At 64.3% G+C, this 23,108-nt stretch carries 24 protein-coding genes and 3 pseudogenes; 21 read left to right on the forward strand and 6 right to left on the reverse strand.

The genetic code is table 11. The features are described 5' to 3' along the window. Positions 1 to 131: 131 nt before the first annotated feature. The 19 genes and pseudogenes from ACTDI4_RS22105 to ACTDI4_RS22195 form a co-directional block, all read left to right on the forward strand. The gene (locus ACTDI4_RS22105) at positions 132 to 536 is read left to right on the forward strand and encodes a single-stranded DNA-binding protein (RefSeq protein ID WP_442843185.1); all 405 of its coding nucleotides are present in this window, start codon (positions 132 to 134) and stop codon (positions 534 to 536) included. A 249-nt stretch (positions 537 to 785) separates the two neighbouring features. Next, the gene (locus ACTDI4_RS22110; protein WP_442843186.1) at positions 786 to 1,031 is read left to right on the forward strand and encodes a helix-turn-helix domain-containing protein; all 246 of its coding nucleotides are present in this window, start codon (positions 786 to 788) and stop codon (positions 1,029 to 1,031) included. Positions 1,032 to 1,159: 128 nt separating this feature from the next. Continuing rightward, positions 1,160 to 1,423: a DUF2285 domain-containing protein gene (locus ACTDI4_RS22115; RefSeq protein WP_442843187.1), complete on the forward strand. Its 264-nt coding sequence runs from the start codon at positions 1,160 to 1,162 to the stop codon at positions 1,421 to 1,423. Between the two features lie 125 nt (positions 1,424 to 1,548). Beyond that, on the forward strand, positions 1,549 to 1,794 hold the full coding sequence (locus ACTDI4_RS22120; RefSeq protein ID WP_442843188.1) for a transcriptional regulator domain-containing protein: 246 nt from the start codon (positions 1,549 to 1,551) through the stop codon (positions 1,792 to 1,794). 25 nt (positions 1,795 to 1,819) lie between these two features. Next, entirely contained in the window at positions 1,820 to 2,320 is a 501-nt protein-coding gene (locus ACTDI4_RS22125) for a DUF2285 domain-containing protein (RefSeq protein WP_442843432.1), read from the forward strand. 132 nt (positions 2,321 to 2,452) lie between these two features. After that, positions 2,453 to 2,734 carry a helix-turn-helix transcriptional regulator gene (locus ACTDI4_RS22130; RefSeq protein ID WP_442843189.1) on the forward strand — a complete coding sequence of 94 codons (282 nt, stop codon included), beginning with the start codon at positions 2,453 to 2,455 and terminating at the stop codon, positions 2,732 to 2,734. Between the two features lie 12 nt (positions 2,735 to 2,746). Continuing rightward, on the forward strand, positions 2,747 to 3,916 hold the full coding sequence (locus ACTDI4_RS22135) for a replication initiator protein A (protein ID WP_442843190.1): 1,170 nt from the start codon (positions 2,747 to 2,749) through the stop codon (positions 3,914 to 3,916). Next, a complete protein-coding gene (parA, locus tag ACTDI4_RS22140; protein ID WP_442843191.1) occupies positions 3,913 to 4,566 on the forward strand; it encodes a ParA family partition ATPase in 654 nt (217 codons plus the stop codon). Before ACTDI4_RS22135 ends, parA begins: the two co-directional genes overlap by 4 nt. Further along, the gene (locus ACTDI4_RS22145) at positions 4,563 to 5,321 is read left to right on the forward strand and encodes a DNA-methyltransferase (protein WP_442843192.1); all 759 of its coding nucleotides are present in this window, start codon (positions 4,563 to 4,565) and stop codon (positions 5,319 to 5,321) included. Before parA ends, ACTDI4_RS22145 begins: the two co-directional genes overlap by 4 nt. Continuing rightward, positions 5,318 to 5,572 carry a hypothetical protein gene (locus ACTDI4_RS22150; RefSeq protein ID WP_442843193.1) on the forward strand — a complete coding sequence of 85 codons (255 nt, stop codon included), beginning with the start codon at positions 5,318 to 5,320 and terminating at the stop codon, positions 5,570 to 5,572. Before ACTDI4_RS22145 ends, ACTDI4_RS22150 begins: the two co-directional genes overlap by 4 nt. After that, positions 5,569 to 6,087, forward strand: coding sequence for a DUF2840 domain-containing protein (locus ACTDI4_RS22155; protein ID WP_442843194.1), 519 nt, complete (start codon positions 5,569 to 5,571; stop codon positions 6,085 to 6,087). Before ACTDI4_RS22150 ends, ACTDI4_RS22155 begins: the two co-directional genes overlap by 4 nt. After that, positions 6,084 to 7,022: a DUF736 family protein gene (locus ACTDI4_RS22160; RefSeq protein ID WP_442843195.1), complete on the forward strand. Its 939-nt coding sequence runs from the start codon at positions 6,084 to 6,086 to the stop codon at positions 7,020 to 7,022. Before ACTDI4_RS22155 ends, ACTDI4_RS22160 begins: the two co-directional genes overlap by 4 nt. Before the next feature lie 107 nt (positions 7,023 to 7,129). Then, positions 7,130 to 7,786 (forward strand): lytic transglycosylase domain-containing protein, encoded by a 657-nt coding sequence (locus tag ACTDI4_RS22165; RefSeq protein WP_442843196.1) that lies wholly within the window; start codon positions 7,130 to 7,132, stop codon positions 7,784 to 7,786. 247 nt (positions 7,787 to 8,033) lie between these two features. Next, complete coding sequence (locus tag ACTDI4_RS22170) at positions 8,034 to 9,821, forward strand: relaxase/mobilization nuclease domain-containing protein (RefSeq protein WP_442843197.1); 1,788 nt, start codon at positions 8,034 to 8,036, stop codon at positions 9,819 to 9,821. Positions 9,822 to 9,836: 15 nt separating this feature from the next. Next, the gene (locus ACTDI4_RS22175) at positions 9,837 to 11,837 is read left to right on the forward strand and encodes a conjugal transfer protein TraG (protein ID WP_442843198.1); all 2,001 of its coding nucleotides are present in this window, start codon (positions 9,837 to 9,839) and stop codon (positions 11,835 to 11,837) included. A gap of 9 nt (positions 11,838 to 11,846) precedes the next feature. Next, positions 11,847 to 12,287, forward strand: a complete 441-nt coding sequence (locus ACTDI4_RS22180; RefSeq protein ID WP_442843199.1) for a ribbon-helix-helix protein, CopG family — start codon at positions 11,847 to 11,849, stop codon at positions 12,285 to 12,287. 67 nt (positions 12,288 to 12,354) lie between these two features. Continuing rightward, positions 12,355 to 12,636: a toxin-antitoxin system TumE family protein gene (locus ACTDI4_RS22185; protein ID WP_442843200.1), complete on the forward strand. Its 282-nt coding sequence runs from the start codon at positions 12,355 to 12,357 to the stop codon at positions 12,634 to 12,636. Then, positions 12,633 to 12,992, forward strand: a complete 360-nt coding sequence (locus ACTDI4_RS22190; RefSeq protein ID WP_442843201.1) for an HVO_A0114 family putative DNA-binding protein — start codon at positions 12,633 to 12,635, stop codon at positions 12,990 to 12,992. The genes ACTDI4_RS22185 and ACTDI4_RS22190 overlap by 4 nt, the downstream gene beginning before the upstream one ends. Before the next feature lie 301 nt (positions 12,993 to 13,293). Further along, a pseudogene (locus ACTDI4_RS22195) lies at positions 13,294 to 13,776 on the forward strand (P-type conjugative transfer ATPase TrbB); the annotation flags it as partial. A 141-nt stretch (positions 13,777 to 13,917) separates the two neighbouring features. Here ACTDI4_RS22195 and istB read toward each other — a convergent pair. From istB to ACTDI4_RS22225, 6 genes and pseudogenes are all read right to left on the reverse strand, one after another. Further along, positions 13,918 to 14,646, reverse strand: a complete 729-nt coding sequence (istB, locus tag ACTDI4_RS22200; protein WP_442840079.1) for an IS21-like element helper ATPase IstB — start codon at positions 14,644 to 14,646, stop codon at positions 13,918 to 13,920. Beyond that, a pseudogene (gene istA, locus ACTDI4_RS22205) lies at positions 14,579 to 16,145 on the reverse strand (IS21 family transposase). Before istA ends, istB begins: the two are co-directional and overlap by 68 nt. Before the next feature lie 122 nt (positions 16,146 to 16,267). Next, positions 16,268 to 16,768: pseudogene (locus tag ACTDI4_RS22210) on the reverse strand (amino acid kinase family protein); the annotation flags it as partial. Position 16,769: 1 nt separating this feature from the next. Beyond that, positions 16,770 to 17,771 carry an ornithine carbamoyltransferase gene (gene argF / locus ACTDI4_RS22215; RefSeq protein WP_442843202.1) on the reverse strand — a complete coding sequence of 334 codons (1,002 nt, stop codon included), beginning with the start codon at positions 17,769 to 17,771 and terminating at the stop codon, positions 16,770 to 16,772. 13 nt (positions 17,772 to 17,784) lie between these two features. Then, positions 17,785 to 19,011 (reverse strand): arginine deiminase, encoded by a 1,227-nt coding sequence (gene arcA / locus ACTDI4_RS22220; RefSeq protein ID WP_442843203.1) that lies wholly within the window; start codon positions 19,009 to 19,011, stop codon positions 17,785 to 17,787. Positions 19,012 to 19,022: 11 nt separating this feature from the next. Then, positions 19,023 to 20,456, reverse strand: a complete 1,434-nt coding sequence (locus ACTDI4_RS22225) for a YfcC family protein (RefSeq protein WP_442843204.1) — start codon at positions 20,454 to 20,456, stop codon at positions 19,023 to 19,025. Positions 20,457 to 20,592: 136 nt separating this feature from the next. On the opposite strand from ACTDI4_RS22225, the gene ACTDI4_RS22230 reads away from it, so the two are divergent. Both ACTDI4_RS22230 and ACTDI4_RS22235 read left to right on the forward strand, forming a co-directional pair. After that, positions 20,593 to 21,201: a TetR/AcrR family transcriptional regulator gene (locus ACTDI4_RS22230; protein WP_442843205.1), complete on the forward strand. Its 609-nt coding sequence runs from the start codon at positions 20,593 to 20,595 to the stop codon at positions 21,199 to 21,201. A gap of 140 nt (positions 21,202 to 21,341) precedes the next feature. Next, positions 21,342 to 22,531 (forward strand): IS3 family transposase gene (locus tag ACTDI4_RS22235; protein ID WP_442843206.1). Its coding sequence is split into 2 segments (ribosomal slippage): positions 21,342 to 21,594 and positions 21,594 to 22,531, totalling 1,191 coding nucleotides; the frame shifts between segments, so codons are not numbered across the junction. Positions 22,532 to 23,108: the final 577 nt, after the last annotated feature.

Below are 23,108 nucleotides of genomic sequence, written 5' to 3' on the forward strand. Positions count from 1 at the left end.
CACGGCTGCCCGCTCCACTCCGGGCCTTATGGGCGAGCTGCCAGCGAGCAGGCAGTTGCAGGCGTCTCCCGCCGGCCTTGGCCGGGTCTCGTCGGAGGGATGGTCCCTCCGAGAAGCAACGGAGACTTACAATGCAGAACATCGTCATTCTCGCCGGCAACATCGGTCAGGACCCCGAAACCCGCACCACTCAGGGCGGCACCAGCATCACCCACTTCACCCTGGCCACTTCGCGTCCCCGCTACTCGGACGGCAAGGTCGTCCGCGACGAGAACGGCTACCGGGTTCAGGATACCGAATGGCACCGGATCACCTGCTTCAACGGCCTCGGCAAAACAGTCCAACAATACTGCGAGAAAGGCATGAAGGTACTGGTTCGCGGGCGCATCCACTACACGAAGTGGAAGGACCAGCAGGGCAACGACCGCTACGGGTGCGAGATCATCGCCGAGACGGTCGATTTCCTGAGTCGGACGAAGCAGACTGAAAGCAATAACGGCAGCCAGCCCGACTACGACGACGAAATACCGTTCTGACCGGAAGAGATGGAAACCCGGCGGCGTAACCCGCCGGGTTTTCATCGTCGATGAACTGGACCCCTTCGCCTCGTAAGGAGCGATGCCGGACGACCATCGGCCCGGCGCTCGGCCGGCCGAATCACTCAATGTCTCTTACCCTTGTACGGCTGCCTCAACGAGCGATTATAACTCGCTTATTTCTTAAACTACGACTATTATAGCCGTAGTTCTGGCGCGAGACTCAGTGCCGGTGGGAGGTGATCTTGTATGATCACCGCCCATCAAACTCGGGCCGCGCGCGCATTGCTGGGTTGGACACAGGAGACGCTCGCAGACAGGGCCGCCGTATCGCTGACCGCGCTCAAACGCGTGGAGTCGGTCAATGGTGAGCGCGTCTTCGAGAGTACTGCCGACAGGGTTCGCAGGGCGTTGGAAGCGGCAGGCATTGTCTTCATCAATTCCGACCGGCATATCGGAGTGATGCTGGATGTCCCGAACACTGTGCGTCGCTGACGCCATTTCCCCAAACCGGACGCGATGCCGCATGCGTATGCCTTATGGTGAATCGTCGTTTACCAATCACGTTATGGTGATACTGTGCGCGCCATCGCACCAAACGTCGCAATTGGGGAACGGGCGCAATGGCGACGCTATCCTTTCGTGATGAAGCGCCCAACGGCGATTTTCTCACCGACTACGACCGCACGCATGTGAAGCTCTATTGTCGCCTGCTCGATGCCGAGGCGGACGGTGCCGACTGGCAGGAAGCCGTCGAAATCCTGTTCGGCATCGACCCCGGCACCGAGCCCGAGCGCGCCCGCCGGATACACGATACGCACCTCGCCCGCGCCCACTGGATGACCGAACACGGCTACAAGATCCTGCGCCTCGGCCGCCTGAACTGAAGTTTCGTAGCCCATCGCATTGCTGACAAGGCAAGGCGGTTTGCGGCCTGAGGCACTTCCGCGGCGCGCAACCCGGCCGAATCATCTTCCTGTTTGACCTGCGTTCGTAGCCTGGGAGGAATATCATGAGACCCGACACGTCGCGCTGGCGGGCAGAGTCCGCTTATGGGTTTATGGACGAGGCAGGCGTCGACCATCTCGCCTGGGAGTGTCTGCGCCGGAACGGCGACTATCAGCAAGATTATCGCGACCTGCGACGCGCAGACAACCTTGGCAAGCCGCTCCCCGAACCGATGGAGAGCCGCTGGGGGCTGCGATTTCGCGGCCCGGCCACGTCTGACGGCAGGCGACCAACCGATCTTCTGGAGTGAGACCGCCGACACCGCTATTTTGCGGGTGGCGGGCAACCCGGCGCCCGCGCGGGAGGGAGCCGTCACCCTGCGCGCCTTCCTTTCTGGTGAGAAGAGGGTCGCGCCAGACGAACTCCATCTCCTCCTGCGCGAGATCGGCCCTGGCCTGCATCTGGTCGCCGATCCTGCGATTCGGCCCGACGATCCGATATCGGTTGCTATCGCGCTCGACAGCGACGGTCTCGATCGCGTCGCCGCGCTCGATCGCCTGCTGCGCCACCTGGCCGGCTACCGCATTCCGCCCGATCAGCGCATGACCGCTCAGCAGCGAAGACGCCTCAAGGTGATGCTGCGCGCCGTCGACGCCCGCCGGCATCGCGCCAGCCAGCGCGAGATCGCACAGGTCCTGTTCGGCGTCGAACGCATCGCCGAGGAGCACTGGCAATCCTCGCCACTCCGCGACACGGTGCGCGATCTCATCCGTGACGGCACCGCCATGATCGCAGGCGGCTATCTCAAGCTTCTGCGCTTCCGCCGCCGACCCTGACCACTCCCGGTCAGGGTGGGGATATTTGACACCCCCTGAAATCCCCCACTCCCTGCGCCCCGATTCTTCGCCACCGTGACCCCTGACCGCCGCTCGCCCCGAGCGGCATCCCCCAGAGCCACGGAGGCATCCATGCACCCCAATCCCGCTCTCCTGCCGCCGCGCTTTCTGCGCACGAGGGAAGCCGCAGACTTTCTCGGCCTCTCGCCCCGCACCCTGGAGAAGCACCGGACCTATGGCACCGGGCCACTTTTTCGCAAGCTCGGCGGCCGCGTCGTCTATGCGATCGACGAACTCGAAGCCTGGGCCGAGCGCGGCACTGTCGCCTCGACCTCCGATCCGCGCGGCACCGTGCTGCCCGCCCTGCCGGGCAACAGGCAATACTATCCCGCGCCCGGCCGCTCGGCGCGCTGAGGGCCATCACGCATGTCCCGACGCCTTCCCAGCTCCGAGCGCACCCGCCTCGACCCGTTCGTCATCGCCACAGGCGACGCCAGCTCGCGCGACCAGCGCGACCTGATGGAGCGCCCGTTCTTCTCACTGGCGAAATCACGGCGCACCGTGCCGATCCTCTACGAGGCCGGCGAGGTCCGCGTCGAGGTTTTCGCCGTGCCGCAGCATGGCATGGCGACCATCTGGGATGCGGACATCCTGATCTGGGCGGCAGGGCAGATCGTCGAGGCCGAGAATCTCGGCCTGGGCACCTCCCGCTTCCTCCGCTTCACCCCCTTTCACCTCCTGACCGCCATCGGGCGCGAGACCGGCGCCAGCGACTACAAGCTGCTCAAGGCGGCGCTCGCCCGCCTGCAATCGACCTCGATCCGCACAACGATCCGCAACGGCGAGCATTGGCGGCGGCACCAATTCTCCTGGGTGAACGAATGGGAGGAACTCACGCGCCATGACGGCCGCGTCGAAGGCATGGAGCTGGTCCTGCCCGACTGGTTCTATCGCGGCGTCGTCGACCGCTCTCTGGTCCTCGCCATCGACCGCGCCTATTTCCGGCTCAAGGGCGGGATCGAACGCTGGCTCTACCGCGTCGCCCGCAAGCATGCCGGCCGCCAGCCGCAGGGCTGGGTCTTCGACCTCCAACATCTGCATGAGAAATCCGGCAGCCTGGCGCGCGTCTCCGACTTCGCGCTCCAGATCCGCCGCATCGCCGCGCGTCAGCCATTGCCCGGCTACTGCCTGCGCATCGAGCATGATGGCGGCCGCGAGATGCTGCGTATCCTGCCGGCGCACTTATCCACAGGGCCTGTGGGTAATCCTGTGGAAACAATCGGGAGATCACACGCAAGGACCATCGGGAGATCACACGCAGGGCCATCGGGAGATCACACGCAGCGACACCAACTAACCCTTTGGCCGGACACGACGATTCCGGGCCTTAACTTAGAGTCTAACAATAATACTAACTTTAAAGGGCGCGCGCGCGAGGTGGATAACCTCATCCGCGACGCCGCCCGAAGCCTCAGCGTAGCCGCGAAGAAAAGCGTGCCTTTCGCGCCGCAGCGTGCCGCAGCGAGCGACGATGCCGATACCTCTGCGGCCGACACGCCCCGGCTTCCTCTCGATCCGCCGGGAGGACGCCGATGATCGTCGCGTTGCTCAATCAAAAGGGCGGCGTCGGCAAGACGACGCTGGCGCTGCATCTGGCTGGCGAACTGGCGATGCGCGGAAGCCGCGTCACCCTGGTCGACGCCGACCCGCAGGGCTCGGCCCTCGACTGGTCCCAGCAACGCGCGCGCGAGGGCCTGCCGCGCCTGTTCGGCGTCGTCGGCCTGGCGCGCGACACGCTGCACCGCGAAGCTCCCGAGCTTGCCCGCGACGTCGATCACGTCGTCATAGACGGCCCGCCGCGCGTCGCCGGCCTCATGCGCTCGGCGTTGCTTGCCGCCGATCTCGTGCTGATCCCGGTGCAGCCGTCGCCGCTCGACGGCTGGGCCTCGGCCGAGATGCTGGCGCTGCTCGCCGAGGCCCGCATCTACCGGCCGCAGCTCGTCGCCCGTTTCGTGCTCAATCGCTGCGGAGCGCGCACCGTCATCGCTCGTGAGACGGCCGAGACGCTGGTCGACCATGATCCGCCCTTGCTCGCTGCCACGGTCGGGCAGCGTGTCGTTTTCGCCGACGCCGCACAGACCGGGCGGCTCGCCTCGGACATCGACCGCCAGTCGGCCGCCGCGCGCGAAATCGCGGCGCTGGCGGGCGAGGTCATGCGTCTCGGCATCAGGGGAACCGCGCCATGATGGTGCTCCCCGAAATCATCCTGTCCGGCGATTGCCGCGATCGCATGCCGGCGCACGGCCCCTACGACATGATTCTTGCCGATCCGCCTTACGGGGACACGTCGCTCGCCTGGGATCGCCGCGTCGAGGGCTGGCTGGCGTTGGCGCGTGCCGCGCTTGCGCCGACCGGCTCGATGTGGGTTTTCGGCTCGCTGCGCAGCTTCATGGCCACCGCCGACCGCTTCGCCGATGCCGGGTTGCGGCTCGCCCAGGAGATCGTCTGGGAGAAGCAGAACGGCACGAGCTTTCACGCCGACCGCTTCAAGCGCGTGCATGAGCTGGCCGTCCAGTTCTATCCGGCCGAGACGCCCTGGGGCGAAATCTACAACGATCCGCAGACCACGCCCGACGCGACCGCCCGCACCGTTCGGCGCAAGCAGCGTCCACCCCATACCGGCCAGATCGGCGCCGGCCACTATGTCAGCCATGACGGCGGGCCGCGCCTGATGCGCTCGGTCATCTACCTGCGCAACTGCCACGGTCGCGCCATCCACCCGACCGAGAAGCCTTCCGCCCTTCTCGAAATCCTCATCCGCACGAGCTGCCCGAAAGGTGGCCTGGTCGGCGACTGGTTCGCCGGCTCGGGTTCCGGCGGCGAAGCCTGCCGGCTCTCCGGCCGGCGCTATATCGGCTGCGAGATCGACCCCACAATGGCCGACCGCGCCCGCGACCGCATCGCCAGCGTGCTGCCGTTCCATGACGGAGGCCCGTCATGACGGCCGACACGGACAGGCGCGGCTTCGCCAGGCGCCCGGCCGATCCCGATAGCTGGATCAAGGCCGGCGACGTGCCGCCGCCGCGCGCGGATACCGCCGACGCCTATTCCGCCCGGCTGACCGTGGACATCACGCCGGCCCTGCGCGGCCGCATCAAGATCACGGCCTTCCAGCGCGGCGTCACCGTCGCCGACATGCTGCGCGACCTCCTCGCGCGCGAGTTCCCGCCTGCCGATGGAGACACGCCATGACCGGCTTCGACAACCGCCGCATGGGCGGCCATGCGCTGCCGAACGACGCACCGCCCTTCACCACGCTGGTTCACCTGACCTGGGAGGAAGGCCGGATCGAGCACCGCATCCGCTTCGGCCGCCCGATCTACCAGCGGACGATCGACAGGCGCAGCCGCGTCGTCGGCTTCGCGCCGAACAGCGTCTTCGCCTTCGTCCGCTGGGCGTCGAACGACTACGGGACCGTCGTGTCGCGCATCGACATCCTGCGCGCCATCGGACGCGGCGAGCCTTTCCAGACCGCGCCCTTTATCCGGCCCGGCGGCGATCTTCTCCTGAAACTCCATGGCTGGCCGAAGGTCGAGCGCGTGCTCCAGCTCGTTGACACGATCGAGGCCCTCGGCATCGAGCCGGCTGACGCCGCACCCGTCTATTGGCGGCACGTCCACAACCGGCTGACGGCCGGTGTGGAACCGCGTCCCTACACGCGCGACCAGCACGATGCCTGGCTTGCGCGCCGGAGCATCATGCCATGAGCCCACACCGCGTCACGCTCATCGCCATGCTGGCCGGTGCGGCGCTGATCGCCGCATCCGTTGTCACCGGCCAGGCGCCTCGCTTCATCTGGAACGCATCGGGAAGCGTCGCGGTCGGGCTCTATTCGCTTGCGCCGGTAACGACGATCGAGGTCGGCGATCTGGTCGCGGTGCTGCCGCCCGACGACCTCGCCGCCTTCCTCGACGCGCGCGGCTACCTGCCGCGTGGCGTGCCGCTCATCAAGCGCGTGCTGGCGCTGCCGGGTGCCGAGGTCTGCCGCCGTGGCGCGGCCGTGATCGCCTACGATCACGCCTATGGCGACGCGCAGTCGCGCGACCGCTTCGGCCGCGACCTGCCGCAATGGCAGGGCTGCCGGATCATCGCCGAGGGCGAGCTGTTCCTGATGAATTGGGACGCCGCCGACAGCCTCGACGGCCGCTACTTCGGCGCGCTTCCGGCCTCCGCCGTCATCGGCCGCGCGCTGCCTCTCTACACCGACGAATACGGCGACGGGCCGCTTTGGCTGGCGCTTCACCGATCCGGCCCTGGAGCCGTGAACATCCCGCAACCGCCACCCACAGGAGACAAGACCATGGCAGATCTCGGGGACTTCACCCGCACGGAAACCGGCTTCAAGGGGCGCTTCCGCGCGCTCGGTATGGATGAGCCGCTCACATTCGTTCCGGCCAAGCCGTCGGAGGCCGAAAACGCCCCGAACTACCGCATCCTGCTCGGCGACGAAAACGGCCTCGACATCGGCGCGGGCTGGTCGCATGTCGGCGAAAAGGCCGGCGAGTTCGTCGCGATCGAGATCTATAGCCCGCTGTTCGGCTGGCTGCGCGCCAACCTGTTCCGCGACGGCGACGACGACACCGCCTGGAGCCTGCACACCAACGACCAGCGGACGAAGCGGTCCGAAGGGGCCGACAAGTGACCGTTCAACGTCCCACCGGCGTCAGACGGTCTTGCGCCGTTCGACGCCCGGCTCTCCTCCTTCTCCTTTCCGGCCTGCTTCTCGGCTTCGCGCCAGGGCCGAGGGTCTTGGCCGAGACCGTGCAGGCGGCGCAGCTGGAGATCGGCGGTCTTTATGCCATCGACATCGCCGAGGCAGCGCACCGTTTCGGCATTCCGGCCGGCTGGATCGCGGCCGTCCTCGCCGCCGAAAGCAATGGCGATCCGACCGCCGTATCGTCGGCCGGTGCAATGGGCCTGATGCAGCTCATGCCCGCGACATGGGATGAACAGCGCGCGCTCCATCGGCTCGGCAGCGATCCGTTCCAGCCGCGCGACAGCATCCTCGCGGGAGCGGCCTACCTGCGCGCCATGTGGGACCGCTACCGCACCGTCACCGACATGCTCGGCGCCTACAATTTCGGTCCCGGCCGGTATGACGAATACCTTGCCGGTGAACGCGGCCTGCCGCAAGAAACGCGCGATTACGTCGCCGCGCTCGCGCCTGTTCTCGGCGGTGAGCCGTTCGCGCCAGGCGCTTTCGCCGGCCCGCAGCGCGTCGCCGACTGGCGCGATGCTTCCCTCTTCGTCACGGCACCGGCTGGCCCGGAACATGCACCCGGCCTGCACGGCGAACGCAGTGTCGGCGCGCGTTCGGATGCGCCTGCCGCGTCGCGCGGTTCGCTCGCGCCGGCCCCGGCCGAAGCCCTGTTCGTCGCGCGATCCGGCCCGGGAGGCTTGCCATGAGCTGGATCGCACGGTTTCGCGCTGTAGCGGAGTGCCAGAAAGGAAGGGAAGGGTCGCGCGCCGGAAGGGGCACGGCGACCGGAATACGGCAAGGTAAAAGCGCCTGCGCAAACCACCGTCAAGCCATTGGAATGGCTTGGTGTTTTGCGCATATGGCGGTCGGTCGTGCATACGCATGGGCGATTTTGCCAGCAAAATCAAAGTCACTTCGTATGGGCGGCTTCGCCGTGCCTCGGTGGAGGCGCGAATGAGCGGCGACGACTACGAGTTTCGCATCCGCCCCGGCAAGCCGCGCTCGACCCGCGCACCGCGCACGAAGACCTTCATCAACCAGGTGCTGCGCGCCGCCAGGCAGGCGAGCAACGCGCCCGCCAGCGGATCGGCATCGGGATCAGGCCGCCGAGGCAGCGGTTCGGGCCGCTCGACCTTCGGCCGCGGGCGCAATGTCGTGCCGCGCAGTCGGCTGCTCGGCTCGCGTCGTCGCGTTGTCGCCAAGGCGCGCATCGCCCGGCACAGGGGCCGCGCCTTTCGTTCCGCGTCGATCTCGGCGCACCTCTCCTATCTGAAGCGTGAGGGCGTCAGCCGCGACGGCGAGAAGGGTGTCATGTTTGACGCCGAGAACGACCGCGCCGACGATCTCGGCTTCGCGGATCGCTGCCAGGACGACCGGCACCATTTCCGCTTCATCATCTCCCCCGAGGACGCCGGCGACATGGAAGACCTGCGGGCCTTCACGCGCGATCTCGCGAGGCAGATGGAGGCCGATCTCGGCACCCGCCTCGACTGGATCGCCGTCGATCACTGGAACACCGACAACCCGCATGTCCATCTGCTGGTGCGCGGCGTCGACGAGACCGGCGCCGATCTCGTCATCTCGCGCGACTATATCAGCCACGGCCTGCGCGGACGCGCCGAGGATCTGGTCGACGCCGAACTCGGCCCCAAGCCCGAACACGAGATCCGCCCCAGCCTCGCGCGGGAGGTCGATGCCGAACGCTGGACGCGGCTCGATCGGGAGATCACCCGCCAGTCGAACGAGCTGGGCTATATCGACCTGCGGCCCGAGGCCAAGGGGCCGGACGATCCCGAAATCCGCCGCCTGCTGGTCGCGCGCCTGCGCCATCTCGAAAAGATGGGCCTCGCCGCCGATGCCGGGGTCAACGAATGGTTCGTCGAGCCGGGAGCGGAACGGACGCTTCGCGATCTCGGCGCGCGCGGCGAGATCATCAAGACCATGCACCGGGCCTTCGCGGGGCTGGGCGAAGAGCGCGGCGTCGCCGACTTCACGATCGATGCCGGCAAGGACGGGCCACCCATCATCGGCCGGCTGGTCGACAAGGGCCTCCATGACGAGCTGACCGGCGAAGCCTATGCCGTGATCGACGGCGCCGACGGCCGCGCCCATCACGTCCGGCTGCGCGGCATCGAGGCGTTCGAGTACGCGCCGCCGATCGGCGGCATCGTCGAGGTCCGCCGTTTCGGCGGCCCGGACGATCCACGGCCCACCATCGTCCTCGCCAATCGCTCCGACCTCGACCTTCAGAGCCAGATCACAGCGCCGGGAGCGACCTGGCTCGATCACCGGCTGGTCGAGCGCGAGCCCATGCCGCTCGCCATGGGCGGCTTCGGCCGCGAGGTGCGCGAGGCGATGGACGCGCGCGCCGAGCATCTCGCCGACGAGGGCCTCGCCCGCCGCGAAAGCCAGCGCATCGTTCTGCAACGCAATCTGCTCTCGACCCTGCGCCGCCGCGAGCTTGAGATGGTGGGCGCCGAGCTCTCGACCGAGACCGGCCTTGCGCATGTGAAGGCGCAGGCCGGGGAATATGTCGCCGGCACCTATCGCCGCCAGCTCGCGCTCTCCTCCGGCCGCTTCGCCATGATCGAGGGCCTCGCCCCCGACGGCGGGCGCGGCTTCCAGCTCGTCCCCTGGTCCCGCGAGATCGAACACAAGCTCGGCCAGCACATCTCCGGCGTCGCCCGCGACGGAGGCGGCATCGACTGGTCGCTCGGCCGCAAGCGCGATCTCGGCCTTTGACGAAAGGAACCTCCCATGTCCGGCACGAAAATCCTCTGGGGCCAGATCAGCATCGTCTTCCTGATCGTCCTCGCCTCGGTCTGGGGCGGCACGCAATGGGTCGCCTTCCGGCTCGGCTTCCAGCCCCAGCTCGGGCCGGCGTGGTTCGAGGCCGCCGGCTGGCCGGTCTATTACCCGCCGGCCCTGTTCTGGTGGTGGTATTTCTACGAAGCCTATGCGCCGCGCATTTTCGCCGAGGGCGGCATCATCGCGGCTTCCGGCGGGTTCCTTTCCATCGCCGTCGCCATCACCATGTCGGTGATGCGCGCCCGCGAGGCGTCCGACATCGACACCTACGGCTCGGCGCGATGGGCCGAGCGGTCGGAGGTCGAAAGCGCAGGCCTTCTCGGCCAGGACGGCGTGGTCCTCGGCCGCTACGAGCGCGACTATCTCAGGCATGACGGCGCTGAGCATATCTTGTGTTTCGCGCCGACACGATCGGGCAAGGGTGTCGGGCTCGTGGTGCCGAGCCTGCTGACCTGGCCGGGAAGCTGCATCGTCCATGACATCAAGGGCGAGAACTGGCAGCTCACCGCCGGCTTCCGGGCGAAGCACGGCCGCGTCCTTCTCTTCGATCCGACCAATGTGGCCTCGGCGGCCTACAATCCCTTGCTCGAGGTACGGCGCGGCGAGTGGGAGGTGCGCGACGTCCAGAACATCTCCGACGTGCTGGTCGATCCGGAAGGGAGCCTTGAGAAGAGATCGCATTGGGAGAAGACCAGCCACTCGCTGCTGGTCGGCGCGATCCTGCATGTTCTTTATGCAGAGAAGGACAAGACCCTGGCCGGCGTCGCCGCCTTCCTGTCCGACCCGCGCCGCACGATCGAGGCAACGCTCGACGCCATGATGGCGACGCGGCATCTGGGCGAGGCCGGGCCGCACCCTGTCGTCGCGTCCTCGGCGCGCGAGCTTCTCAACAAGAGCGACAACGAACGCTCTGGCGTGTTGTCCACCGCGATGTCCTTCCTGGGCTTGTATCGCGATCCCGTCGTAGCGGCCGTCACCTCGCGCTGCGACTGGCGTATCGCCGATCTGATTGCCGACCCGGAACCCTCGACGCTCTACCTCGTGGTGCCGCCGTCAGACATCTCGCGAACGAAGCCCCTGATCCGCCTTATCCTCAACCAGATCGGGCGCCGGTTGACGGAAGACCTCCACGCCAAGGACAGACGGCATCACGTGCTGTTGCTGCTCGACGAGTTTCCCGCCTTGGGGAGATTGGACTTCTTCGAGTCCTCGCTGGCGTTTCTGGGGGGCTACGGGATCAAGAGCTTCCTCATCGCCCAGTCCCTCAATCAAATCGAGAAGGCCTACGGCCAGAACAACGCCATCCTCGACAACTGCCACGTCAGGGTGAGCTTCGCCACCAATGATGAAAGGACGGCCAAGCGCGTCTCCGATGCCCTCGGCACAGCGACCGAGATGAAGGCGATGCAGAACTATGCCGGCAGCCGGCTGGCTCCGTGGCTCGGCCACATCATGGTGTCGCGCTCGGAGACCGCCCGCCAGCTCCTGACGCCAGGAGAGATCATGCAGCTTCCGCCGGACGACGAGATCGTCATGGTCGCGGGCAGCCCGCCGATCCGGGCGAAGAAGGCACGCTACTATATCGACCCGCGCATGACCGAACGTATCCTGCCGCCCCCCGATCCGGCGACGATCACCAAGTCGCCGCGGCCGGATGGATGGTCAGCGCTGAGCCCCCTTGCGCCCGATGCTGCGCTGGTCGCGGCCGCCGAAAAGGCCGCGAGGAAGGAGGAGGACAAGGCCAATTCCGGCCTGCGCCGCGAACCCGACATGCCACAACATGTCGAGATCGTCCACGAGAAGAAGGAGTCCGCTCCCGAGGACGAGTTCCGACACCTGCTCGGCGACGATCAGGAAGACAGCGCCCGGCAGCGGCAGGTCATGCGCCGCCAGATGCGCGGCGTCGCCCGCCAGGTCGCCATGGACCCGAATGACGGCATCGACATGTGAGGAACCATCATGCGTGAACGCCTTTCCCTGACCCTTCCATCCGACCTGCTCGTCAGGCTCAACGACCTCGCCGATCGCCGCAGGCTGTCGCGCTCGGCGGTGGCTGAGGCGGCGATCGCCTCCTTCCTGTCGCCCGACGCGCAGGATATGCGCGAAGCCGCCTTCACGCGCCGGCTCGATCGCCTGTCGCGCCAGACGGCACGGCTGGAGCGCGATATGCGGCTGACCGCCGACACGCTGGCGCTGTTCATCCGGCACTGGCTGACCGTCACCCCGCAGCTCCCGCCCGAGGAGAACGCGGCCGCCCACACCAGGGGTCTCAAGCGGTTCGACGGCTTCGTCCAGACCCTCGGCATGCGGCTCCAGCAGGGCAGCAGCTTCCTGAGCGAGATCCCCGACGACATCGCGCCATCGGCAGCAGACGGGCAAGATGCGGGACGCAGCCTTTGAGGGCCGGAGAGCGCACGGTGCGTTGTTCTGATTGACAACACCCCGAGCCGTTGTTAGGAATAACAACATGGAAGCCATACTGATTGCAAGGGAACGCACGGTCCTCAGCGAGAACGCTTTCCATGAGATCGTGGTCTGGCATGTGCCGTCCCCAGTTCCCGGCAGCAGCCATAGCTTCAAATACCGGCTTGCCCTCGTGGTCGGGGGCAAATGTATTCTCCGCTACGACAATGAGCGGGGCAAAGGCGATCACCGCCATATCGGCGACAGGGAAGAACCGTTCGAGTTCACCACGCTGGAGGCGCTTTTGACCGCGTTCGAGCGCGACATGGAAAGGATGCTGGTATGAGGACCCTTACCGTTCGATTGGGCGGCATGAGCGATATTCGCGGCAGGATCGCCACCGCCAGCGAGCGGGCGCTCGCCGGTAAGCCGGTCGACGTTCAGCCCGCCCTCAATTTCGGCAGCTATGAGGACATGCACCGCGTGCTTGCCCCCGCCCGTCTCGCCATCGTCAAGGCCCTTGCCGGGCATGGCGCGCTGTCGATCCGTGAAGTGGCGCGGCGCGTCGGCCGCGATGTGCAGGCCGTTCACCGGGACGTGACGACCCTTATCAATGCAGGGGTCATCGACCGCACTGAAAGCGGCGTGGAATTTCCCTACGAGAACATCCATTTCGACTTCGACGTGAGCGCAGCCGCTTGACGGCCTGACGCGTCGCTGGACTGCGCGCCGGCTCGAAGACCCCGGCCATCGCCTCGCCGGGCCGCGCCAGGACGTCCGGCCTGTCGAGGCGGCTGGATTATCCATTTCGGCCCACCGACTGATTCGCCCGCTACAGGGCCGGCAGCACGTTCTCGCCGCGATCCGATTCCGCCATTCTCCTGTATTACTGCGCTGCACTACTACTACGACCGAAACTTGTTGAATCGGCCCGTTTTGCCGTCCTTTTAGTCATCCCCATCCGGGGACCGCCTTCGCCCTCCTCCCCGGAAACGGGGACGAGATGGCTGGTCAGAATCGCAAACAGGCAACGATGGAACGCGGCGCGCGCATGCTCCGCACCGCGCTCGGGCCTGCCATCTCGGACCTGTTGCGCGATCCCTCGATCGTCGAGGTGATGCTGAACCCCGACGGTCGCATCTGGGTGGATCGCCTCGCCGGAGGACTTGAAGACACCGGCGAGCGGCTGACCCCGGACGATGGCGAGCGCATCGTTCGTCTCGTCGCCCATCACGTGGGGGCAGAAGTGCATGCCCGCGCCCCGCGCGTGTCGGCCGAGTTGCCGGAGAGCGGCGAGCGGTTCGAGGGCTTGCTTCCGCCGGTGGTCACGTCGCCGACCTTCGCCATCCGAAAACCGGCGGTCGCCGTCTTCACCCTCGATGATTACGTCGCCGCCGGGATCATGGCCGACGTCCAGGCCGTCGCGCTGCGCGAGGCCGTTTCTTCCCGCGCCAATATCCTCGTGGCGGGCGGCACCAGCACCGGCATGTCAAACGGCTTGCAAAACTGACCCCCTATCGGCGTCCAATTTTGACCCCCCGTGTGTAGCGCGCGGCGGTCAGCGCTCGCCGGGCGAAGTGGGTCAGGGTTGCGCAGCCCGGCGAGTGCGGATCGGTTTGATGGGTGATCAGGCGCGGTTCTTGAAGCGCCAGGATTCGTTTCCGGTCTCGATGATCTCGCAGTGATGGGTGAGGCGGTCGAGCAGTGCTGTCGTCATCTTGGCGTCGCCGAACACGGCCGGCCATTCTCCGAAGGCCAGGTTGGTGGTGACGATGATTGAAGTTCGCTCGTAGAGCTTGCTGATCAGGTGGAAGAGCAATTGCCCGCCGGCTTGCGCGAACGGGAGATAGCCGAGTTCATCGAGCACGACGAAGTCAAGCCGGGTGAGGTAATCGGCGATGCGGCCCTGCTTGCCGCCGCGGTGCTCGGTCTCGAGACGGTTGACGAGATCGACGACGTTGAAGAAGCGGCCGCGCGAGCCGTTGCGTATCAGGGATCGGGCAATGGCGATTGCCAGATGCGACTTGCCGGTTCCGGTGCCGCCGATGAGAACGGCGTTGCGCTGGTCGGCAACGAAGGTTCCGTTGGCGAGGTCTCGGATCAGCGCCTCGTTGACCGGCGTGCCGTCGAAGTCGAACTCCTCGATATCCTTGGCCAGCGGCAGCTTGGCAACGGTGAGCTGGTATTTGATGGAGCGCGCCTGCTTCTCGGCGATCTCGGCCGAGAGAAGGTCGCCGACGATCCGCGGCGGCTCGTGCTGGCGCTTGATGCCCGTCGCCATCACCTCGTCATAGGCGCCGCGCATGCCGTAGAGCTTCAACGTGCCCATCAGATCCAGAACCTGTGTGCGTTCCATCAGCTTGCCCTCCTGAGGCTGTCATATCGGGCGCAGTCGGCCTGCGGCTCATGCTGCAGGCGGAGTGCGTCCGGGGTGAGAATGGTGACGGCCGGCGCCGGGTCGCGGCGACGCGCCAGTATGTTGATGACGACAGCGGATGAGCAGACGTTCTGGTCGAGCGCTTCCTGGCAGGCGGCCTCCACGGCGTCGATGCCGTCGGTCAGCACCGCGGCGAGGATCGCCACCATCTGCCGGTCGCCGTCATGCGCCGCCTTCAATTTGCGTCGGATACGCTCCATGGCCGAGGGCAGAACCCAGTCCTGGAATGGCGCGCCGTTGCGTAAGGCGCCGGGCTTGCGGGCCAAGACCGGAACGTAATGCCAGGGATCGTAGATCGTCTCGCCGCGACCGAAGGAACGAGCATGCTCGGCGACGACCACGCCGTCCTGGCGAATGACGATGCGATCGGCATAGGCATGGATCTCGACCGGGCGGCCGATAGCCGTCGACAGAACCGAGTATTTGTTGTTGTCGAAGCGAACCGTGCAGGTTTTGGACACCGAGGCTGGCACCGCATGGAACCCGTCGAAAGGGCCGCGATAGTCGACGAGCTTGCCACGCTCTTCCTCGAACACGTCCCAGATCCTGCGCTCAGGCTGGTCGACGTGACGGTGCGCCTTGGTGTAGGCGACACATTTGTCGAGCAGCCAGGCGTTGAGTTCCTCATAAGAGCTGAACCGCAGCCGCGGAGTGAAGAAACGCTCGCGCACCAGCCCGACCTGGTTCTCGACCTGGCCCTTCTCCCAGCCAGACGCCGGCGTGCAGGCAACGGGCTGGACGAGAAAGTGGCTGCACATCTGCAGGAAGCGGCGATTGTATTGCCGATCCTTGCCGACGAACACCGTCTCCACCGCCGTCTTCATGTTGTCGTAGATGCCGCGGGTGCAGGCGCCGCCGAAGAAGGCAAAGGCCCGGTCGTGGGCATCGAACACCATCTCCTGCGTCTCGCGCGGATAAGCTCTGACGAACATCATGCGGCTGTGGCAGAGCCGGACATGGGCGACCTTCACGGTCACCGTCACGCCCCTGATCAGGACGATCTCGTGGCTCCAGTCGAACTGGTAGGCCTCGCCCGGCGCGAAGAACAGCGGCACATAGGCATCCGCCGTCGCCGATCCCTGCGCCTTCGCCCAGTTCCTCGCGTATCGACGGACGGCGTCATAGCCGCCTTGATAGCCGAGGCTGCAAAGTTCTTCGTAGATCCGGATCAGCGTCAGCTGCTCGCGCGCCGCCTTGCTACGATTGCCATTCAAGAACCCGTCGAGTTGATCCTGCCACGGACCGATCTTCGGCATCGGCTGCCGCTCGCGCTCGTAGGAGAAGGACGTCTCATCAGACCTGAGAATCTTCCGAACCGTGTTCCGCGACACGTGCAGCTCGCGGCAGATCCGCTTGAGCGACCATCCTTGCACATGGAATGCGCGCCGAACTCGGGCAATCGTATCCACTGACTTCATCCCCACACCATCCGCTCGCTACGACGAGCTGATGGTCGCAAATCAAAGCATCAGGGGGGTCAAAATTGGACGCCGATTCCCCAGCTTAGGGGGTCAATTTTGCACGCCGATTCACACGCCTCGATCTGGGTGATGCGACGTGGCAAGGGCGACGGCACGACCCGGCGCCATTTGCCTTTCGCCTCCTCGACTAGCGGCCAGCCATGGATTTTCCGCACGCCAGCCGCCTCGGCATCATCGTAGACGGGGCCTATCGGCTTCTCTGGCCGGGAGAAAGCGGGGTCGTTTCCATCCACCTCGATCTGGGTCAGCAACGTGGCGATTTTCGTGTTCGGCGGAAGCGCATTGGTTAACTCTTGCTCGACGAGGTAGCCAATCATGCCAACGCTTTCGGCGCCGAGTATATCGAGTGGATAGGGTGCGACGTCGGTGTAAGCGGCTGCTTGTAGGGCCAGCAGCCCGACCTGGGGCCCATTGCCATGGGCGACGACGATATCATGATGGCGAGCAAGGTCGGCGAGCGCCACTGCCGCCTTGCGTACGTTGGTGCGCTGAACCTCGGCCGTCATCGGCTCACCGCGTTTGAGCAGGGCATTTCCACCGAGTGCGACAACAACCCTCATCTTATGCACCCAACGTCGCGACCAGCACCGCCTTGATGGTATGCATGCGGTTTTCGGCCTGGTCGAAGACGATCGAAGCTTCCGATTCGAACACCTCCTCGGTGACCTCCATGCAGTCGACGCCGTACTGTTCGAAGATCTTCTCACCGATCTCGGTTTCACGATTATGGAATGCCGGCAGGCAGTGCATGAATTTGGCGTGGGGATTGCCGGTGCCAAGCATGATTTCGGAGGTGACGCGATAAGGCGTCAAAAGTTTGATCCGTTCCTGCCATACCGAATCCGGTTCGCCCATCGAAACCCACACGTCGGTATAGACAAAATCGCAGCCTCGCACAGCCTCCAGTGGGTCTTCCGTCAATGTGATGGTGGCGCCTGTCTTATCAGCTATCCTTCGACTTTCCTCCACCAGCGCAGGATCCGGCCAGTATGCCTTGGGCGCCCCGAGCCGCACATCCATCCCGATCAGGGCAGCACCTGTCAGCAGCGAATTACCCATATTGTTGCCGGCGTCACCCAGGAAGCAAAAGGCAATCTGTGACAGATGCTTGCGAGTGTATTCCCGCATGGTCAGGAAGTCGGCGAGAATTTGAGTCGGATGGAATTCGTCGGTCAGGCCATTATAGACTGGTACTCCCGCCCATGTTGCCAATGTCTCAGCCTGATCCTGGCCAAAACCTCGATATTCTATACCGTCATAGAGTCGGCCAAGAACACGGGCGGTGTCCTTCATCGATTCTTTCTTGCCGATCTGGGTACCGGTCGGCCCGAGATAGGTGACATGCGCGCCCTGGTCATAGGCCGCCACTTCGAAGCCGGTGCGGGTGCGGGTGGAATCCTTCTCGAAGATCAGCGCAATGTTCTTGCCCTTCAGCCGCGGCTCCTCATAGCCACCATATTTGGCCTGCTTGAGAGAGGCCGAAAGCCTCAGCAGGAAGCGGATGTCGTCCGGCGAGAAGTCCAGCAGCTTGAGGACGCTGCGGCCTTTGAGATTGATAGCCATGGCGTCACCTCCTTCACACTGGATCCCGGACCAATGGACAGGTCATGCAGTGGCCGCCGCCGCGCCCGCGCCCAAGTTCGGCGCCCGGCACTGTGATGACTTCCACGCCCGCCTTGCGCAGTTGCGTGTTGGTGTAGGTGTTGCGGTCGTAGCCGACGACCACGCCGGGCTCGAGCGCCACGACGTTGTTGCCGTCATCCCATTGCTCGCGCTCGGCGACGTAGGCATCACCACCCGTGGGAACAACGCGAAGTTTGGGCAACCCCATAGCCTCGGCAACCACTTCGGTGAGATGCTCGGTCTCTTCGCGTACGTCGATTTGCCAATCCTGCTTACCCGGCCGCAACGAATAGGTCGTGATACGGTCCACGACCTCCGAAAACAGTGTGACGAGGTCACGGTCGCAGAAGGTGAAGACTGTATCCAGGTGCATCGACGCCCGTTCAACCGGCAGTCTGCAGGCGATGACACGCTCTGCGGCCCCTTGTGCAAACAGTGCACGGGCAAGCTGGCCAACGGCCTGAGGCGTCGTGCGCTCACCCATGCCGACGAGCACCACGCCGTTGCCGAGCGGCATGACATCACCGCCTTCCAGGGTCGCCAGCCCGTAGTCATTCTCAGGATCGCCCCACCATACGGAGAAATCGGCATCGCGAAAATCGGGATGGAAGCGGTAGATGGCCGTAATATTGACTGTTTCCAGCTTGCGCGCATTCCATCGCATGGGGTTAAGCGTAACCCCGCCGTAGATCCAGCATGTGGTGTCGCGGGTAAAAAGATGGTTCGGCAGCGGGGGCAGGATAAAATCTTCAGGCCGCAATGCAGGCACCAGCACACCTTTCGGTTGGATGGTCAGTTCCGCTTTGCTCATGCCGCCCATGAGGATGAGCGACAGCGCGTCGGCATCGGCCTCCATCAGCATGGCCTTCAGGTCGTCGGCGAGTCCGACCCCGACCGTGTTCTCATTGATGCGCCGCTCAAGCAGCCAGCGGCGCGCTTCCATATCCTCCATCGTCTCGGCGAGGGTCTCGCGCAGGAAAACCACCTCTGCCCCGCGATAGCGGATGGCGTCGACGAAGGTCATGTGTTCGACACGCGCCTGCTTGACCCAGATGACGTCATCGAACAGCAGTTCGTGACAATTTGACGGGGTCAGGCGAGCAAGCGCCGCTCCGGGACGGTCAACGAGTACCCGCCTGAGCTTGCCCACTTCGGAATGCACACCATAAGTAATCGACACGGTCTTCTCCTTCAGGCAATCATTGTGGCGACGCTGAGGCTCGCCATGATGATGACGGTAAGAATGACAAGCAGTGGCCACACGAAGCGCAGCCACCGCTCATAAGGCACCCGCCCGATAGCGAGCGCGCCCATAACCACCGCAAAGGTGGGATTGATGAGGTTCACCAGGCCGTTGGCTGACTGATAGGCGGTGACGACAAGGTCGCGCCCGACGCTGGCGAAGTCCGCGACCGGGGCCATGATCGGCATGGACAGCACGGCAAGGCCCGACGAGGACGGCACGAAGAACGAGAGCAGAACCTCGATCCAATAGATCACGTTAATGAACACGACCTCGGAGAGACCGGAAACCGATACCTCGGCCCAATGCAGGATCGTATCGGTAATCTTGCCGGCGTCCATAACCACGACGATGCCGCGGGCAAGGCCAATAATCAGCGCCACGCCAAGCAGGTCGCGCGCACCGTTCAGGAACGCGTCTACGAACTTTTCCTCTCCAGGCCGGGAGATCAAGCCCACCAGGATGGCTGACGCGAGGAACAGGCCACTCATCTCACCCATCCACCAGCCGCCCTTCAAGACGCCCCAGATCATGACGACGAAGGTGAGACCGAAGATGGCAAGCACGATCTTGTGCAGGGTGGTGAATTCCCGCGCGATATCCTGGTGCGCCGAAAGGAAATGCGCCTCGTTGTCTTCCTTGCGGTCGTATACAAGCGATTGCCTCGGATCGGCGCGAACCCGCTCGGCATAGCGCATCACGTAGATCACGCAGGCGAGCCACGTCAGGCCGAGGATGACGAAGCGCAGCACAATACCTTGGGTGAATGGGACGCCTGCGGCATCGGAAGCGATGACAGTGGCAAACGCATTAACCGTGGAACCGAGCACGCCGACGCCGGCGCCGAGCAGGATGATGGCCACGGCCGTGATAGCGTCATAGCCGGCCGCGATCATGATCGGCAGAAGCAGCACATAAAAAGCAAGTGTCTCCTCGGCCATGCCGTAGGTGGTGCCGCCGAAGGCAAAAACCGCCATCAGCACCGGGATCATCCATTTCTCGCGACCCTTGAGCGCCCTCATCGAACTGGCGATGCCGGCATCTATGGCGCCGCTCGCCGCGACCACACCGATGAAGCCACCGATCACCAGCACGAACAAAGCCACATCGATGGCGTTGGCCTGATTGGTGGCCGGATCATAAAGGCCGCCGATCGGCGCCATGATGATGTCAAAGATGCCCTGCGGATTGGGTTCGGTAACCTGGTAGGTGCCGGCAACCGGAACGTCGCGATCGAGCGCAGCGTTGTGAATGCGTTGATACTGACCCGCGGGAATGATCCAGGTCAGCGCCGCAACGAGGATGATCAGCCCAAATAGAATGGTGAAGGCGGTGGGGAAGCGTAATGATTTCCGTTCTGCAGTTTTCGATGCGTCGTTCACGGCGCTCTCCGTGTCTGGCGGAATTTTTATGGCTAACCGAGGTCGTTCAAATTACAAACGCATGGCCGTTTAAACCTTGCCACGAAGCTGCCTGATCGTTAGGTAGTAGTCAATCACTATCTTTAGGAGCAGTACAATGATCTCCCGATCAGCCTATCTTCCAGCGGAGGAGCGGCGAGAAATAACCGTCGAGACCGTCATCGAACTCGCGGCGGAGCAGAACCCGGCCGATATTACGACCGGGGCAATCGCCAAGCGGATGGGGGTGACCCAGGGCGCATTGTTCAGGCACTTCCCTTCGAAAGATGCGATCCTTCAGGCGGTGATGGAATGGGTTTCCGACCGGCTGCTGGCTCGCATTGAAAAGGCGACTTCCAGAGCGGTTTCTCCTCTTGGGGCACTGGAGGCAGCGTTCATGGCGCATATTGATTTCATCACCGAGCATCCTGGCGTGCCCAGGATGCTGTTTGGAGAATTGCAGCGCGCTGAGCAAACAGTGGCCAAGCAGATGGCACAAACCTTGATCCGGCGCTATGGAGAGCGTCTCGGCCGGCTCATCGCAGACGGCAAGGAACGCCGTGAAATCGCTGATGCGCTGGATGAAAAGGCCGCTGTCATACTTTTCATCGGCACCATACAGGGACTCGTGATGCAGGCTCTTCTGGCCGGCGACGTCAAGCGCATCCGCGCCAATGCCCCGGGAGTGTTCGCGCTCTACAAACACTCGATTGAGGCGATGACATGATCGGGTGGACAAATAAACGACGACGCACCCGAGGCTGCTTTAAGGTAACTATTTCAGCACATATGCTGGCCGCCATGACCTGCCACTGAGTTTTTCCTCCACCTGGAGTTAGAGTCCGGCCTCGATTGAAGGACGGACAGATGAAGCGGAAGCGGTTTTCGGAAGATCAGATCATCGCGGTGCTGCGTGAGCACGAGGCGGGTGCGAAGGCGGGCGATCTGGCCCGCAGGCACGGTGTCAGCGAGGCGACGCTGTATAACTGGAAGGCGAAGTATGGCGGCATGGACGTGTCCGACGCCAAGCGCCTCAAGGCTCTGGAAGATGAGAACGCAAAGCTGAAGAAGCTGCTCGCCGACCAGATGCTGGAAGCCTCGGCACTTCGCGAGCTTCTGTCAAAAAAATGGTAGGGCCCGCCGCCAAGCGCGAAGCCGTCGCGCATCTGCAGGCCGTGATGGGCCTTTCGGAGCGTCGGGCCTGTTCCTTCGTCGATGCCGATCGCAAGATGATCCGCTACCGGTCGAGCCGTCCGCCGGAGACCGACCTGCGCGTCCGGCTACGTGATCTTGCCAATGAGCGCCGGCGCTTCGGCTATCGGCGGCTGTTCATCCTGCTGCGGCGGGAGGGAGAGCCATCCGGCATCAACCGCATCTATCGGCTCTACCGGGAGGAAGGGCTGACGGTTCGCAAGCGCCGGGCGCGGCGACGAGCGGTGGGTACGAGAGCACCAATCCTGGTCGAGGCGAGACCGAATGCACGCTGGTCCTTGGATTTCGTGCACGACCAGTTTGCCTGCGGACGGCGCTTCCGCGTGCTGAACATCGTCGATGACGTGACGCGGGAATGCCTGGCCGCGATCCCGGACACGTCGATCTCCGGTCGTCGGGTGGCACGTGAACTGACCGATCTGATCAGCCGGCGTGGCAAGCCGGACATGATCGTTTCCGACCACGGCACCGAGTTCACCTCGAACGCCATCCTCGCCTGGTCGAGGGATCACCTGGTGGAATGGCACTACATCGCGCCGGGCAAGCCCATGCAGAATGGCTATGTCGAGTCCTTCAACGGCCGGATGCGCGATGAGCTTTTGAACGAGAGCCTGTTCTTCGGCCTCGATCACGCCCGAAGCGCCATCGCCGAATGGCGGCAGGACTTCAACACCGCGAGACCGCATTCCTCGCTCGGATACCAGACCCCGGCGGCTTTCGCCGGAACCCTCACCGCAACCGGCTCCAACGCTGCGCTCAATGACCGCTACGCGTCTCTGCCGGTTGCTCAACCCGCGCCCTACAGCGTAACAGAAACGGCCGAGGCTCTAATCGCCGTTGGATGACAGTTCAGTGGCAGGTCAGTAACTCAATGATGCGCTGTTGCAGTTCAACGTTGGCCTTGTATAGTTCCGAGGGGAACGATCCAGCACTCATCTTTATGCTCCTCAGTCACAATGGGATTCGGATAGGACTTGAGCAGGCTCGTTGATCTCCTATACCCATCCACCCGACGTGCTTGGGGCTCCCTCAAGCACTCTAACGATCAAACCTCGCCCTGGCAGCGTGACGCTCTTTGCGCCACCCGTACCGGTTCACGCAATTTCGGGTTTGCCTACCGCTTGCAAGTGACTTATTACTATCTTTTAATATAGAAGGCAAGACCGAACTCGTCATAGAGAATTGGGGCCGATGGGACAGGACTGCAGCGATTACGTAGACATCGCCCTTCTGTTCGACGACATCGCCACATGGCCATGATTGACGTTATCGATTAGGAGGGGAGAGCGAAACGCCTGTGTACATGAAAAGGGCCGAACCCGCCTGCTCCGCCTGATAGTCTGTCATCCGGCGCTGGTTCATACCGTTCAGTATCCAGCCCGGTCGCAGGCGCTGTCGAGGGGCGCTGCGAGCTACTTCGGG

This window comes from Mesorhizobium sp. PUT5 (genome assembly GCF_052216645.1).
Taxonomy (GTDB): domain Bacteria; phylum Pseudomonadota; class Alphaproteobacteria; order Rhizobiales; family Rhizobiaceae; genus Mesorhizobium.

Excerpts from the sequence above, each read along its gene's own strand:
- ACTDI4_RS22115 (WP_442843187.1), top strand. The coding sequence starts at position 1,160 with ATGGCGACGCTATCCTTTCGTGATGAAGCGCCCAACGGCGATTTTCTC.
- ACTDI4_RS22190 (WP_442843201.1), top strand. The coding sequence starts at position 12,633 with ATGAGGACCCTTACCGTTCGATTGGGCGGCATGAGCGATATTCGCGGC.
- istB (WP_442840079.1), bottom strand. The coding sequence starts at position 14,646 with ATGGAACGCACACAGGTTCTGGATCTGATGGGCACGTTGAAGCTCTAC.
- ACTDI4_RS22170 (WP_442843197.1), top strand. The coding sequence starts at position 8,034 with ATGAGCGGCGACGACTACGAGTTTCGCATCCGCCCCGGCAAGCCGCGC.
- argF (WP_442843202.1), bottom strand. The coding sequence starts at position 17,771 with ATGGCTATCAATCTCAAAGGCCGCAGCGTCCTCAAGCTGCTGGACTTC.
- ACTDI4_RS22185 (WP_442843200.1), top strand. The coding sequence starts at position 12,355 with ATGGAAGCCATACTGATTGCAAGGGAACGCACGGTCCTCAGCGAGAAC.
- ACTDI4_RS22230 (WP_442843205.1), top strand. The coding sequence starts at position 20,593 with ATGATCTCCCGATCAGCCTATCTTCCAGCGGAGGAGCGGCGAGAAATA.
- parA (WP_442843191.1), top strand. The coding sequence starts at position 3,913 with ATGATCGTCGCGTTGCTCAATCAAAAGGGCGGCGTCGGCAAGACGACG.
- ACTDI4_RS22120 (WP_442843188.1), top strand. The coding sequence starts at position 1,549 with ATGAGACCCGACACGTCGCGCTGGCGGGCAGAGTCCGCTTATGGGTTT.
- ACTDI4_RS22180 (WP_442843199.1), top strand. The coding sequence starts at position 11,847 with ATGCGTGAACGCCTTTCCCTGACCCTTCCATCCGACCTGCTCGTCAGG.
- ACTDI4_RS22110 (WP_442843186.1), top strand. The coding sequence starts at position 786 with ATGATCACCGCCCATCAAACTCGGGCCGCGCGCGCATTGCTGGGTTGG.
- ACTDI4_RS22175 (WP_442843198.1), top strand. The coding sequence starts at position 9,837 with ATGTCCGGCACGAAAATCCTCTGGGGCCAGATCAGCATCGTCTTCCTG.
- ACTDI4_RS22135 (WP_442843190.1), top strand. The coding sequence starts at position 2,747 with ATGTCCCGACGCCTTCCCAGCTCCGAGCGCACCCGCCTCGACCCGTTC.
- ACTDI4_RS22130 (WP_442843189.1), top strand. The coding sequence starts at position 2,453 with ATGCACCCCAATCCCGCTCTCCTGCCGCCGCGCTTTCTGCGCACGAGG.
- ACTDI4_RS22150 (WP_442843193.1), top strand. The coding sequence starts at position 5,318 with ATGACGGCCGACACGGACAGGCGCGGCTTCGCCAGGCGCCCGGCCGAT.
- ACTDI4_RS22155 (WP_442843194.1), top strand. The coding sequence starts at position 5,569 with ATGACCGGCTTCGACAACCGCCGCATGGGCGGCCATGCGCTGCCGAAC.
- ACTDI4_RS22105 (WP_442843185.1), top strand. The coding sequence starts at position 132 with ATGCAGAACATCGTCATTCTCGCCGGCAACATCGGTCAGGACCCCGAA.
- ACTDI4_RS22145 (WP_442843192.1), top strand. The coding sequence starts at position 4,563 with ATGATGGTGCTCCCCGAAATCATCCTGTCCGGCGATTGCCGCGATCGC.
- ACTDI4_RS22160 (WP_442843195.1), top strand. The coding sequence starts at position 6,084 with ATGAGCCCACACCGCGTCACGCTCATCGCCATGCTGGCCGGTGCGGCG.